At 70.9% G+C, this 14,656-nt stretch carries 7 protein-coding genes; 5 read left to right on the plus strand and 2 right to left on the minus strand.

What is annotated here, in order from left to right; translation table 11 throughout:
- Positions 1–12 precede the first annotated feature (12 nt).
- Positions 13–2,592 carry an alpha-glucan family phosphorylase gene (glgP, locus tag ACIBQ6_RS08995; RefSeq protein ID WP_358288744.1) on the minus strand — a complete coding sequence of 860 codons (2,580 nt, stop codon included), beginning with the start codon at positions 2,590–2,592 and terminating at the stop codon, positions 13–15.
- Between the two features lie 293 nt (positions 2,593–2,885).
- Between glgP and ACIBQ6_RS09000 the strand changes: the two genes are divergently transcribed.
- The 3 genes from ACIBQ6_RS09000 to ACIBQ6_RS09010 all read left to right on the plus strand — a co-directional run bounded on the left by ACIBQ6_RS09000 (position 2,886) and on the right by ACIBQ6_RS09010 (position 8,095).
- Positions 2,886–4,988, plus strand: coding sequence for an alpha-1,4-glucan--maltose-1-phosphate maltosyltransferase (locus ACIBQ6_RS09000; RefSeq protein ID WP_397210837.1), 2,103 nt, complete (start codon positions 2,886–2,888; stop codon positions 4,986–4,988).
- 71 nt (positions 4,989–5,059) lie between these two features.
- Positions 5,060–6,760, plus strand: a complete 1,701-nt coding sequence (gene treS / locus ACIBQ6_RS09005) for a maltose alpha-D-glucosyltransferase (protein WP_352322061.1) — start codon at positions 5,060–5,062, stop codon at positions 6,758–6,760.
- A gap of 3 nt (positions 6,761–6,763) precedes the next feature.
- Positions 6,764–8,095, plus strand: a complete 1,332-nt coding sequence (locus tag ACIBQ6_RS09010; protein WP_358288751.1) for an aminoglycoside phosphotransferase — start codon at positions 6,764–6,766, stop codon at positions 8,093–8,095.
- A gap of 79 nt (positions 8,096–8,174) precedes the next feature.
- Here the strand turns inward: ACIBQ6_RS09010 and ACIBQ6_RS09015 are convergent, their stop codons facing one another.
- The gene (locus ACIBQ6_RS09015; RefSeq protein ID WP_397210839.1) at positions 8,175–9,029 is read right to left on the minus strand and encodes an NAD(P)-dependent oxidoreductase; all 855 of its coding nucleotides are present in this window, start codon (positions 9,027–9,029) and stop codon (positions 8,175–8,177) included.
- 74 nt (positions 9,030–9,103) lie between these two features.
- Between ACIBQ6_RS09015 and ACIBQ6_RS09020 the strand changes: the two genes are divergently transcribed.
- Both ACIBQ6_RS09020 and glgB read left to right on the plus strand, forming a co-directional pair.
- Complete coding sequence (locus ACIBQ6_RS09020) at positions 9,104–12,211, plus strand: BTAD domain-containing putative transcriptional regulator (protein WP_397210841.1); 3,108 nt, start codon at positions 9,104–9,106, stop codon at positions 12,209–12,211.
- Positions 12,212–12,380: 169 nt separating this feature from the next.
- Positions 12,381–14,576 (plus strand): 1,4-alpha-glucan branching protein GlgB, encoded by a 2,196-nt coding sequence (gene glgB, locus ACIBQ6_RS09025; protein WP_397210843.1) that lies wholly within the window; start codon positions 12,381–12,383, stop codon positions 14,574–14,576.
- Positions 14,577–14,656 lie beyond the last annotated feature (80 nt).

The following is a 14,656-nucleotide window of genomic DNA, read 5'->3' on the forward strand; positions in this document are numbered from 1 at the left end:
CGTCCGGATATATCAGCGCAAGGTACCGTTCGTCATTCCCACCGGCTCCTCCGGGACGGCGATCAGCCCCAGTTCCGCCGGAGTGGCAGCGAACGGGTGATGCGGGACAACCCGGACGGTGTATCCGAAGGCCCCCGTACGATCGAGCGGCACCCGGCCCGTGAAGTGGGCGTGGCCGTCGTCCTCCAGCGACTCCAGGGCCAGCCGCGCGTACCGCGGCCGGACCAGCTCGTCGTGCGGCCCGACCTTGCCGTACGCGGCCTCGACCAGCACGTCTCCCGGCTCCAGGTCGCCGAGCGCGATCGTGGCCCGCAGCTCGACCGAGGCGCCCACCTCGGGGGCGTCGCCCACGCCGGACGCCTCGACGTGCTCGACCCGCACGCCCGGCCAGGCCCGCGTGACGCGCACCCGCCAGGCCGCGAACGCCTTGGCCGCGGCGTAGTTGTCGGCCGACAGCGCGCGGGCCGACTTGGCGGCCGGGGTGTAGAGGTCGACGACGTAGTCGCGGAGCATGCGTCCGGCCAGCACCTTGGGCCCGAGCGAGGCCAGGGTGTGCTTGACCATCTCCATCCACCTGCGCGGCAGCTCGTCGAACGGCCGGTCGTAGAAGCGGTCGGACACCTCGTGCTCGATCAGGTCGTACAGGGCGCCGGCCTCCAGCTCGTCGCGCCGGTCGGGGTCGCTGACGCCGTCGGCGGTGGGGATGGCCCAGCCGTTGGTGCCGTCGTACCACTCGTCCCACCAGCCGTCGCGGATCGACAGGTTGAGCCCGCCGTTCAGCGCCGACTTCATGCCCGAGGTGCCGGACGCCTCCAGCGGCCGCAGCGGGTTGTTCAGCCACACGTCGCAGCCCTGGACCATGAGCTGGCCGAGCGTCATGTCGTAGTCGGGCAGGAAGACGATGCGGTGGCGCACGTTGTGCTGGTCGGCGAACTTGACGATCTGCTGGATCAGCTTCTTGCCGCCCTCGTCGGCCGGATGCGCCTTCCCGGCGATCACGATCTGCACCGGCTTGTCCGGGTCGAGCAGCAGCCGGGCCAGCCGCCTGGGGTCGCGCAGCATGAGCGTGAGCCGCTTGTACGACGGCACCCGCCGGGCGAAGCCGATCGTCAGCACGTCGGGGTCGAGCGCCTCGTCGATCCAGCCCAGCTCGGCGACCGAGGCGCCGCGCTCGCGCCACGACCTGCGCAGCCGCTCGCGCGCGCCCTCGACCAGCCGCCTGCGCAGCTTGCCGCGGATCTCCCAGATCTCCCGGTCGGAGATCTTCTGGATGCCCTCCCAGCCGCGGGCTCGCTCGATCAGCGAGGGCAGCTCGCGGCCCGCCAGCTCCATGAACTCGCGCCCGACCCACGTGGGCGCGTGCACGCCGTTGGTGATCGAGCCGATCGGCACCTCGTCGAGGTCGAAGCCGGGCCACAGGTCCTTGAACATCTCCCGGCTGACCGCGCCGTGCAGCTCGGAGACGCCGTTGACGCGCTGGGCCAGGCGCATGCCCATGACGGCCATGTTGAAGCGGCCGGGCTCGGCCTCGGCGCCCAGGGCCAGGATGCGCTCGACGGGCACGGTCGGCCAGGCGGAGTCGCCGCCGAAGTGGCGTTCGATCAGGTCGCAGGGGAAACGGTCGATGCCGGCGGGCACCGGCGTGTGCGTGGTGAACACCGTGCCGGCGCGGACGGCCTCCAGGGCCTCGTCGAACGACATGCGCGACTCGGTCAGCTCGCGGATGCGCTCCAGGCCGAGGAAGCCGGCGTGGCCCTCGTTGGTGTGGAAGACCTCGGGCTCGGCGTGGCCGGTGATGCGGCAGTAGGCCCTGATGGCGCGTACGCCGCCCACGCCCAGCAGCAGCTCCTGCATGAGCCGGTGGTCGGTGCCGCCGCCGTAGAGGCGGTCGGTGACGTCGCGGGCGGCGGTGTCGTTGTCGGCCACGTCGGAGTCGAGCAGCAGCAGCGGCACCCGGCCCACCTGCGCCACCCAGACCTGGGCGTGCAGGACGCGGCCCTCGGGCAGGCCGAGACGGATCTTGACGGGTTCGTCGCCGTCCTTCAGCAGGGTCAGCGGCAGCCCGCCGGCGTCGAGCGCCGGATAGTGCTCAAGCTGCCAGCCCTCGGGCGACAGCGACTGGGTGAAGTAGCCGTGGCGATAGAGCAGGCCGACCGCGAGGATCGGCACGCCCAGGTCGCTGGCCGCCTTGAGGTGGTCGCCGGCGAGGATGCCGAGACCGCCCGAGTACTGGGGCATCGCGGCGGCGATGCCGTACTCGGGGGAGAAGTAGGCGATGGCGCGTGCGACGTCGGGCAGCGTCTGGTACCAGCGCGGCGATGTCATGTATTCGCGCAGGTCGTCAGCTGCGTCGGCCAGGCGGCGGAGGAAACGGCGGTCGGCGGCCAGCTCGTTGAGCCGGGCCGGTGTGACGGCGCCGAGCAGGGCCACGGGATCGTGCCCGACCTGTTCCCACAGGGCCGCGTCGACCTCGGCGAAGAGGTCGAGCGTCTCCGGGTGCCAGGACCAGCGGAGATTGTGCACGAGCTCGCCCAGGGCGACCAGCTCCGTGGGCAGGACGGTGCGGACGGTAAACCGGCGGATAGCTCTCACGTTTCTGCACCCTACGGGCTAGGAGGGACCTCTCAGTCCTTCACCCCCAAGAAGCCCCTTCAAACCCCAGCCCGGAACAAGCATGAAGCCGGACGATTGGGGCAACTTTCCTCTTTGTTGGCTCTCCCGGGAACACACTCGGGAGGTCTATCCGCTGCTGTCCAGTATTTACGTGCAAGGATCGTTACTGCCGGGGTAGGCCGTATCCAGCGGTCCCACGCGGTTGCGAAATCTTGCACATACGGAAAGCCTCCGGCGGCGCCGAGCGCGCCGTCGCAAACCCTGCGAATGCGATGATCGGACGAATTCCCATCACGGACATCTCCCCCGTCGTCGACTGCGGGCAGTGGCCCGCCAAGGCGGTCGCCGGCGAGACCTTCCAGGTCTCGGCGACCGTCTTCCGAGAGGGCCACGACGCCGTGGCCGCGGGCGTGGTGCTCACCTCGCCCGACGGACAGCGTGGCCGCCTGAAACCCATGCGCGAGCTGGCCCCCGGCACCGACCGCTGGGGCGTCGACGTGTGCCTGCCGGCCGAGGGCGACTGGATGTTCCGCGTGGAGGCGTGGAGCGATCCTATCGCGACCTGGCTGCACGACGCCGAGATCAAGATCCCGCGTGGGCTCGACACCGACCTCATGTGCGAGGAGGGGGCCCGGCTGTTCGAGCGGGCCGCCAAGGCCGTTCGCACGGCCGAGTGTCCCGCGCCCGGCGGCCAGGGCGGCCCCGGCAACGGGCACTCCAGGAACGGCATGGGCAACAGCAAGGGCAACGGCAACGGCGACAGCGCGTGCGGGCACCGGGCGGCGCTGCTGTCGGTGGCGGCCACGCTGCGGGACGAGGATCTCGACCCGCGCGCCCGGCTGTCCATCGCCCAGCTCCCCGAGACGGCCGCGCTGCTGGCGGCGCATCCGTTCCGCGAGCTGGTGACCAGGGCCAAGCCGTACAAGGTCAGGGTCGACCGGCGCAGGGCGCTCTACGGCTCCTGGTACGAGTTCTTCCCCAGGTCCGAGGGCGCGGTCGTCACCGAGTCCGGCGTCTCCAGGTCGGGCACCTTCGAGACCGCGGCCAAGCGGCTGCCTGCCGTCGCCAAGATGGGCTTCGACGTCGTCTACCTGCCGCCGATCCATCCCATCGGCCAGACCTTCCGCAAGGGCCGCAACAACACGCTGAGCCCCGAGCCCGACGAGCCCGGCTCGCCGTGGGCCATCGGCTCGGAGGACGGCGGCCACGACGCCGTCCATCCCGACCTGGGCACCCTTGAGGACTTCGACGAGTTCGTCAGCCGCACCCGCGCTCTGGGCATGGAGGTCGCGCTCGACTTCGCCCTGCAGTGCTCCCCCGACCACCCGTGGGTCAAGGAGCACCCGGAGTGGTTCACCATCCGAGCGGACGGCACGATCGCCTACGCCGAGAACCCGCCGAAGAAGTACCAGGACATCTACCCGATCAACTTCGACAGGGACCCCGAGGGCATCTTCGCCGAGGTCCGGCGGGTGCTGCGGCACTGGATGGACCACGGCGTGCGGATCTTCCGGGTGGACAACCCGCACACCAAGCCGGTGGCGTTCTGGGAGCGCCTGCTGGCCGACATCCACGCGACCGACCCGGACGTGGTGTTCCTGGCCGAGGCGTTCACCCGGCCCGCGATGCTCCAGACGCTCGCCAAGGCCGGGTTCCACCAGTCGTACACGTATTACACGTGGAAGAACTCCAAGTTCGACGTCGAGACCTACCTCTCCGAGCTCGCGCACGAGACGTCCGCGTTCCTGCGGCCGAACCTGTTCGTCAACACCCCGGACATCCTGCACGAGTACCTGCAGCACGGCGGCGTGCCGGCGTTCCGGATCAGGGCCGTGCTGGCGGCTCTCACGTCGCCTACCTGGGGGGTGTACTCCGGGTACGAGCTCGCCGAGAACGTTCCGGTGCGCCCAGGTAGTGAGGAATACCTTGATAGTGAGAAATATCAGTACAAGCCACGCGACTGGGCGGCAGCCGAACGCGAAGGAAGGACCCTCGCCCCGCTCATCACCCATCTGAATTTGTTCCGAAGAGCGCATCCGGCGCTGCAGGAATTGCGTAACCTACGGTTCCACAGGGTCGACCATCCGGACATCGTCTGCTTCTCCAAACGGCTTCCGGGCGCCTATGACACGGCCACACGAAGGCACGGGCTGGGCGACGTCGTTCTGGCGGTTGTCAATCTGGATCCTCACCACACCCACGAGGCGACGGTAGATCTCGACCTGCCCGCCATCGGTCTCGACTGGAACGCCGAGTTCGTCGTGGACGACGAGCTGTCGGGCGAGTCCTACCGCTGGAGGCAGAGCAACTATGTGCGTCTCGACCCTCACATCCAGCCTGCCCACATTCTCACCGTACGAGCCGCGCCACGGTAGAACAGAATTCAGCGGGGAGTCTTCAACGTGTGTGAAAGCGCCCTCCTCATGAGCCCCCTCTGGGGGAGCCCATGAGCTCCACACCCATTCCCAACACCTTCGACGAGGAGAAGCCGCGCGATCCTTACTGGTACAAGCGCGCCGTCTTCTACGAGGTTCTGATCAGGGGATTCGCCGACTCCAACGGCGACGGGACCGGGGACATCAAAGGCCTGATCAGCAAGCTCGACTACCTGCAGTGGCTGGGCGTCGACTGCCTCTGGCTGCTGCCCCTGTACGAGTCGCCGCTGCGTGACGGCGGCTACGACATCGCCGACTTCATGAAGATCCTGCCCGAGTTCGGGGATCTGGGAGACTTCGTGAAGCTGGTCGACGAGGCGCACAAACGCGGCATGCGGGTGATCGCCGACCTCGTCATGAACCACACCAGCGACGCCCATCCCTGGTTCCAGGCCTCCAGGCACGACCCGGAAGGCCCGTTCGGCGACTTCTACGTCTGGTCGGACACCGATGAGAAGTACCAGGACGCCCGGATCATCTTCATCGACACCGAGACGTCCAACTGGACCTACGACCCGGTGCGCGGCCAGTACTACTGGCACCGCTTCTTCCACCACCAGCCCGACCTCAACTACGAGAACCCGGACGTGCAGGAGGCCATGCTGGAGGTGCTGCGGTTCTGGCTGGACCTCGGCATCGACGGCTTCCGCCTGGACGCGGTGCCCTACCTCTTCGAGGAGGAGGGCACCAACTGCGAGAACCTGCCCAGGACGCACGAATACCTCAAGAGCATCAGGCGCGAGGTCGACCGGCTCTTCCCGGACCGGGTGCTGCTCGCCGAGGCGAATCAGTGGCCTTCGGACGTGGTGGAATATTTCGGCGATCCGGTAGGCGGCGGGGACGAATGCCACATGGCCTTCCATTTCCCGCTCATGCCCCGCATTTTCATGGCGGTCCGCCGAGAGTCCCGCTACCCAATTTCCGAAATTTTGGCACAAACGCCGAAAATTCCGGAACATTGCCAGTGGGGGATTTTCCTGCGGAACCATGATGAGCTGACGCTCGAAATGGTGACCGACGAAGAACGCGACTACATGTACACGGAGTACGCCAAAGATCCGCGTATGCGGGCGAATGTCGGCATCCGCCGGCGGCTGGCTCCCCTGCTGGAGAACGACCGCAACCAGATCGAGCTGTTCACCGCGCTGCTCCTGTCGCTGCCGGGCTCTCCCGTGCTCTACTACGGCGACGAGATCGGCATGGGCGACAACATCTGGCTCGGCGACCGCGACGGCGTCCGTACCCCGATGCAGTGGGACCCCGACCGCAACGCCGGGTTCTCCGACTGCGACCCCGGGCGGCTCTACCTGCCCGTGATCATGGACCCGATCTACGGCTACCAGGCGATCAACGTCGAGGCCCACCAGAAGAACGCGGGCTCGCTGCTCCACTGGACCAAGCGGATGATCGAGATCCGCAAACGTCACCCCGTCTTCGGGCTCGGCGAGTTCGCCGAGCTCAACTCCTCCAACCCCAGCGTGCTCGCGTTCGTCCGGGAGCTGGGCGACGACCGGATGTTGTGCGTCAACAACCTGTCGCGCTTCCCGCAACCGGTCGAGCTTGACCTGCGCAGATTCGTCGGCGTCTCCCCCGTGGAAACCATGGGAGGGGTCCCATTCCCGGCAATTGGCGAACTACCGTATCTTTTGACGCTTCCCGGGCATGGGTTCTATTGGTTCACACTCCCACCGGCACACACCCAGGAGGAGTAGGGCGTGATAGAGGAGCTCCTTGCCGCATGGATCGGCCGCCAACGATGGTTCGGCGGCAAGGGGCGCCCGATCGACGATCTGTCGATCGAGTCGGACGTCCTGCTGAGGCCAGGGCTCCGGCACCTGATCGTGGCCGTCTGGCAGGAGGGCGCGCGGGACCGGTACCAGGTCTTCCTGGGCGAGCGGCACGACCTGCCCGACCGGCTCAACCACGCCCTCGTCGGCAGCCTCGGCGACGCCTACTTCTATGACGCCGTCCATGACGCCGACGCCATGAGCTGGCTGCTGGAGGGCATGGCGGGCGACGAGACCCGCAGCGGGCTGCGCATGCGGCACGCGCCCGGCGTCGTCATCGACACCTCCCAGCGCAGCCTGGTGCTGGGGGCCGAGCAGTCGAACACCTCGCTCGTGTACGGCGACTCCTACATCTGCAAGCTGTTCCGCCGGCTCGTCCCGGGCGTCAATCCGGAGCTGGAGATCATCAGCGCCCTGGCCGTCCGGAGCGCGCCGAACATCGCCCAGCCGTACGGGTGGATCGAGGCCGACGTGGACGGCACGGACACCACGCTCGCCTTCATGCAGGAGTACCTGTCCAACGCCAACGACGGCTGGGACCTCGCGCTGACCAGCGTCCGCGACCTGTACGCCTCGCTGCCGGGGGTCACCGCCGCCGAGGCGGGCGGCGACTTCGCGGCCGAGTCCGTACGGCTGGGCGTCGCCACCGCCCGTGTCCACCACGAGCTGGCCGCGGCGTTCCCCACGGACCTGGTCGAGATTCCCGAGGTCAAACGCATGGCCGAGGGGTTCCGGCGACAGCTCGGACGGGCCATGGCCGAGGTGCCCGAGCTGCGGCGGCACATGGCGGCCCTGGAGGACGCCTACCACCAGGTGGAACTGCTCACCAGGGAAGTGCCCGTGCAGCGTGTTCACGGGGATTACCACCTGGGCCAGGTGATGCGCACGCCCACCGACTGGGTGGTGCTCGACTTCGAGGGCGAGCCGGGGCAGCCGCTGGCCGAGCGCCGGGCGCTGTCGTCGCCGCTGCGGGACGTGGCCGGGATGCTGCGCTCGTTCGACTACGCGGCCAGGCACCTGCTGGCCGACCACCCGCAGGCCGCCGAACTCCAGCCCCGGGCCGAGGCCTGGGCCGACCGCAACCGCACCGCCTTCCTGGACGGCTACCGCGAGGGCGGCGGCATGATCACGGTCGGGGACGCGGCGCTGCTGCGGGCGTTCGAGCTGTCCAAGGCGGTGTACGAGGTGGTCTACGAGGCCCGCAACCGCCCGTCGTGGGTCTCCATCCCGCTGGCCGCCTTCCACCCCCGCCCCGCCTGACCGGCGGACCCCGCCGCGCCTGACCGGCGGACCCCGCCCCCGCCTGACCTGGCCGGGCCCACCGTGGGCGGCCCGGGGGTCAGCGCAGCTCTTCGACCAGGCCGGGCAGGCCCTCGGCGCCGTGGCCGCGGGCGGTGCGCTGGTCGATGATCGCCTTCAGCGGCAGCAGGAGATCGGGCTTGACCTGCTGCTCCCGGAAGGCGCGCACCAGGTTCTCCAGGCCGGACCTGTTGATCTCCAGGTTCGACACCGAGGTCGTGTAGTCGCGCGACTCGACGGACTTGACCCACTCCGGTTGCAGGGCGGCCATCGCGTTGAGCCACGGGACCAGGAGGGTGCTGGTGAAGTCGGTCAACGAGTAGCCGGCCGAGTCGACGAGCGCGGCCGCCTCCAGGAAGCCGGCGATCTGGCCGTACATGCCGGTGAGCATGGCCAGGTCGAGGAGCGGGGCCATCCCGGGGTCGGAGCCGACGAAACGCGGCTCGGCCATCGCGCGGAACGCGTCCTCGAAGCGCTCGAAGGCCGCCTGCGAACCGCTGTAGAGCACGAGCGCGCCGGGCCGGCCGATCATCTGGGGCACGGCCATGATGCCGCCGTCCACGTAGTCGCCGCCGCGTGCGGCCACCCATTCGGCCGCCTCGCGGGCCTCGACGGGCCGGCCCGTGGTCAGGTTCGCCACGACGCGGCCCGTCAGCGGGACGTCGGCCAGCAGCTCGTACACGGCCGGGTAGTCGAGCACGCAGACGATCACCAGCGGGCCGGCCGCGACCGCCTCCGCCACCGTCCCGGCGCGGGTGGCGCCCCTGGCGACCAGGGGTTCGGCCTTGTCCGCCGAACGGTTCCACACGGTGACGCGGTGACCGGCGTCCAGCAGGCTGCCGGCGAGCGCCGCGCCCATGAGGCCGAGACCGATGATGGAAATTTCTTCTGACATTTCGGGATTCCTTAGGTTCTGACGGATGTCTTCACCCTGCCCGCAGGGGGTTATGGTCTGATTCGGAGTTGCTTATGGGGGGTGGAGTGCGGTTCGGGGTGCTGGGGGCGCTCGCCGTGTGGGGGCCCGGCGGCGAGCCCGTCCAGGTGCTGGAGGTCAAGGTCCGGGCGCTGCTGGCCGACCTGCTGATCCACGCCGGGCGGCCGGTCTCCGCCGACCGGCTGATCGAGGACCTGTGGGGCGGCAGGCCGCCGGCGAACGCCCTGGCCGCGCTCCGGGTGAAGGTGTCGCAGCTGCGCCGGGTGCTGGGCGACCGCGAGCTGGTGGCGTACCGGGCGCCCGGGTACGTGCTGCGGGTCGAGCCCGAGGACGTGGACGCCGGACGGTTCGCCGCCCTCGTCGGGCAGGCGCAGCGCAGCGCCGACCCGCGGACCCGCGCCGGGCTGCTGCGGCAGGCCCTCGACCTCTGGCGAGGGGCCGCCTTCGCGGAGTTCGCCGACGAGGAGTTCGCCAGGGCGGCCGTGGCCAGGCTCGACGAGCAGCGGCTGGTGGCGCTGGAGGAGCTGGCCGAGGCGCGGCTCGGGCTGGGCGAGCACGGGCTGCTGGCGGCCGAGCTGACCGACCTGGTGGCCGAGCACCCGTTCCGCGAGCGGCTGCGGGCCGCGCACGTACGGGCCCTGTACCGGGCCGGACGGCAGGGCGAGGCGCTGGCCAGCTACGCCGGCCTGCGGACGCGGCTGGCCGACGAGCTCGGGCTCGACCCCGGTCCCGAGCTGGTCGCGCTGCACCAGGCGATCCTTGAGCAGGACCCGGCGCTCGACGGGCCGGAGCGGCGGCGGACGAACCTGCCCGCGCCGCTCACCGGCCTCGTGGGCCGGGAGGAGGCGGTGGCGGAGGTGCGCGCCCTGCTGCGCGCGAACCGGCTGGTCACGCTGACGGGCCCTGGCGGGGTCGGCAAGACCCGCCTCGCGCTCGCCGCGGCCGACTCCCCCGGCCCGCCCGGCTTCGGCGGCGGGGTGTGGCTGGTGGAGCTGGCGGGGCTGCGCGCCGGGGCGCCGGCGATCGAGGTGGCCGAGGCGGTCGCGGCGGTGCTCGGCCTGCGCGACGACGTGGGCGGCGCGGCCCAGGACCTGACCGCCCGGCTGGCCGACGTCCTGGAGGGCACCCGGACGCTGCTCGTCCTGGACAACTGCGAACACGTCGTCGAGCAGGTCGCCGCGCTGGCCGGACGGCTGCTGCGGGCCGCGCCCGGGCTGCGCGTCCTGGCCACCAGCCAGGAGTCGCTGCGCGTCGAGGGCGAGGCGCTGTGGAGCGTGCCGCCGCTGGGACCGCAGGCGGCGGCGGAGCTGTTCGCCGCGCGCGCGGGCATCGAGCCGGACGCCGACGTCGCCGAGATCTGCGCCCGCCTGGACGGCATCCCGCTGGCCCTGGAGCTGGCCGCGACGCGGATGCGCACGCTCACCCCGCGCCAGCTCGCCGACCGGCTGGACGACCGGTTCCGGGTGCTCGCCTCCGGCCGCCGCGGCGCGCCCGCCCGGCAGCAGACGTTGCGCGCGGTGATCGACTGGAGCTGGGAGCTGCTGGGCGAGGACGAGCGCGTCGTGCTGCGGCGGCTGGCCGTGCACGCCGACGGGTGCACGCTGGAGGCGGCCGAGGAGGTCTGCGCCGAGCCGGGCGTGGACGTCCTGGACGCGGTGGCCAGGCTGGTGGACCGCTCGCTGGTGGTGCGGGCGTGGGGTGACGGGGAGCCGCGGTTCCGGCTGCTGGAGTCGGTGGCGGCGTACTGTGTGGAGCGGCTGGAGGCGGCCGGCGAGCCGGCGGAAGTGCGGCTCCGGCACGTGCGCCACTACACGGACCTGGCCGAGCGGGCGGAGCCGCACCTGCGGGGGCACGGGCAGCGGCGCGCGCTCGCCCGGCTCGACGCCGAGGGCGGCAACCTGCGCGCGGCGCTGGAGACGGCGGTGCGGCTCGGCGCGGCGGCCGAGGCGCTGCGGCTGGTGAACGCCCTGGCCTGGTACTGGGTGCTGCGCGGCCGGCTGGGCGAGGGCAAGCGGGCGCTGGAGGCGGCGCTGTCGATCGCGGCGGACGACGATCCGGGCGCCCCGCGGGCCAGGGCGTGGCTGGCGGGTATGCGGCTGCTGGTGGGCCGGCCGCCGGGCCCTGACGTGACGGAACTGTTCACCGCGGTCGAGGACGCCAGGGAGCGGGCCAGGGCGCGGTGGTTCGTCGGCTTCGCCCTGTTCGGGTACGACGATCTGTCGATCAGCGCCGGAATGATCGAGACGGCGTTGTCGGAGTTCGCCGAACTGGACGACGAGTGGGGCATGGCCGCCACCCTGACCGTCCGGGCCAGATGGGCGGGGATGCGCGGCGACCTGGCGGGCATGCGGCGCGACGGCGAGCGCGGCCTGGCGCTGTTCCGGCGGACCGGCGACCGCTGGGGCGAGCTGCGGGCGGCGGAGTGCCTGGGCAGCCACGCCGAGATCATCGGCGACTACGACCGCGCCGCGGAGCTGCGCGCGGAGGGCCTGCGCATGGCCGAGGAGCTGGGCCTGTGGAGCTCGGTCTCCGACGCGCTGTCCCGCCTGGGCCGGATCGCCATGCTGCGGGGCGACCACGCGGCGGCCGACGACCACCACGAGCGGGCCAGGCGGCTGGCGGTGTCGCAGTCGAACCGTCCGGCCGAGGAGTTCGCCGAGATCGGGCTGGCCCTCGGCGCGCGCCGCCAGGGACGGCTCGACGAGGCCGAGCGGCTGCTGCTGAGCTGGCTGGACTGGGTGCTGGACGTCTCCGGCGAGCCGGGCGCGGCGCTGATCCTGGCGGAGCTGGGGTTCGTGGCCGAGCTGCGCGGGGACGCGGCGGGCGCGCTGGAGTTCCAGCTTCGCGGGCTGGCCGCCGCCCGCAACGTGGGCGACCCGCGCGCGACCGCACTCGGGCTGGAGGGGCTGGCGGGGGCGCGGGCGCTCGGCGGCCGATACGCGGACGCGGCGCGGCTGCTCGGGAAGGCCGCCGCGCTCAGGGCGTCCGTCGGCGCGCCGCTGCCGGCGGGCGAGCGGGGCGACGTGGACCGGATCACGGCGGTCGTGACGGCGGGGCTGGGGGCGGCGGGGCTGGCGGCCGGCCTGGCCGAAGGGGCCGGCCTGCCGGTGGACGACCTGCTGCCGGAGACATCGGGCGCCTGATCGCCTTGTACAGGGCGGATCCGGCCACGACACGGCCAAGGATCATCCATGACGATCCCGCATACTTCTGCGATCATCCCGGGATTTTGCACATTCGGTGATTGTCGCCGTGAAAGCGGGCAGTGCCTGAGATGGACGGTCATCATAAGGCAGGGTTGGGAGCATGCCCATGAGGACAGAGCTCGACCGCCTCGCTGGCGGGGCGCACCACGATCCGCACTCCGTGCTCGGAGCACACCCGGTCCCGGGCGGCGTGGTGTTCCGCGCGCTGCGCCCGCTGGCCGAGCGGGTGCAGGTGGTGCTCGACGACGGCACGGCCCACGACATGAGACACCAGGCCCACGGCGTGTTCGAGGCCACGGTCGCCGGGCTGGACAAGGTGCCCGACTACACCCTGCGCGTCCGGTACGCCGGTGGGGAGCCGTACGAGGTCAAGGACCCGTACCGGCATTGGCCCACGCTGGGCGAGGTGGACCTGCACCTCATCGGCGAGGGGCGGCACGAGCGGCTGTGGGAGGTCCTGGGCGCCCGCGTGATGGAGCACCAGGACGTGCGGGGCACCGCGTTCGCCGTCTGGGCGCCGAACGCGCGCGGCATCAGAGTCGTCGGCGACTTCAACCACTGGGACGGCACCGCCTACCCGATGCGCTCGCTCGGCCGGTCGGGCGTGTGGGAGCTGTTCGTCCCGGGGCTGGAGGCCGGTGAGCGGTACAAGTTCCAGATCCTCGGCGCCGACGGGCTCTGGCGCGACAAGGCCGACCCCATGGCCCGGCGCACCGAGGTGCCCCCGATGACCGCGTCCGTGATCGACGAGTCCGCCTACACCTGGGACGACGACGACTGGATGGCCGCGCGGCGCGACCGGCCGGCGCAGCTCGGGCCGATGAGCGTCTACGAGGTGCACCTGGGCTCGTGGCGGCCGGGGCTGTCCTACCTGGAGCTGGCCGACCAGCTCTCCGAGTACGCGGCCGACATGGGGTTCACGCACGTCGAGCTGCTGCCGGTGGCCGAGCACCCGTTCGGCGGCTCGTGGGGCTACCAGGTGACCTCCTACTACGCGCCGACGGCCAGGTTCGGCACGCCCGACGAGTTCCGGCACTTCGTGGACCGCATGCACCAGCGCGGCATCGGCGTGCTGCTGGACTGGGTGCCGGCGCACTTCCCCATGGACGAGTGGGCCCTGGCCCGCTTCGACGGCACCCCGCTGTACGAGCACGCCGACCCGGCCAGGGGCGAGCACCCCGACTGGGGCACCTACGTCTTCGACTTCGGCCGCAGGGAGGTCAAGAACTTCCTGGTCGCGAACGCCCTCTACTGGCTGAAGGAGTTCCACGTGGACGGCCTGCGCGTGGACGCGGTCGCCTCGATGCTCTACCTCGACTACTCGCGCCGCGAGGGCGAGTGGACCCCCAACGTCTACGGCGGCCGGGAGAACCTCGACGCGGTCGAGTTCCTCAAGGAGATGAACTCCGTCTGCTACCGGGAGGCTCCGGGCATCTCGACCATCGCCGAGGAGTCGACGGCCTGGCCGGGCGTCTCGCGGCCGGTGCACCTGGGCGGGCTCGGCTTCGGGTTCAAGTGGAACATGGGCTGGATGCACGACACGCTCGAATACCTGCGCCGCGAGCCGATCTTCCGCCAGTACCACCACCATCAGATGACGTTCTCCCTCATCTACGCCTATTCCGAGAACTACGTGCTGCCGCTGTCCCATGACGAGGTGGTGCACGGCAAGGGCTCGCTGCTCGGCAAGATGCCGGGGGACGAATGGCAGCGGTTCGCCCAGCTCAGGGCGTTGCTGGCGTTCATGTGGGCGCATCCGGGCAAGCAGTTGCTGTTCATGGGCGGCGAGTTCGGCCAGGGCTCGGAGTGGTCGGAGGAGCGCGGGCTCGACTGGTGGGTGCTGGAATTCGACGGGCACAAGGGCGTGCAGCGGCTCGTCCGCGACCTCAACAGGCTCTATAAGGAGACCCCGGCGCTGTGGGAGCAGGACGCCAGGCCGGAGGGGTTCCGCTGGATCGACGCCGACGACGCGTCGGGGAACACGTTCTCGTTCGTCCGGTACGCGGCCGACGGGTCGGCGGCGGCCTGCGTGGTCAACTTCAGCGGCGGGGCGCACGAGAGCTACCGGCTCGGACTGCCCTACGGCGGCCACTGGGCGGAGGTCGTCAACACCGACGCCTACGACTACTGGGGCAGCGGCGTGGGCAACATGGGCGGGGTCGAGGCTGAGGCCGAGCCGTGGCACGGGCTGCCGTTCTCCACGACGTTGCGGGTGCCGCCGCTCGGCGCGGTGTGGCTGACCAAGGAGGCGCCGACGGAGCCTTCGGAGTCCGCGGGGCCGGCGGGGTCGTTGAACGTTTGAGGTGCGTGCGCTGAAAGTTCGGTGAGAAACAGGGCCAGGCTCTGTGCTGGCGGGATAAATCGCCCTAAACTCCGAGATCA

Source organism: Nonomuraea sp. NPDC049655 (assembly GCF_044465465.1).
Classification (GTDB): domain Bacteria; phylum Actinomycetota; class Actinomycetes; order Streptosporangiales; family Streptosporangiaceae; genus Nonomuraea.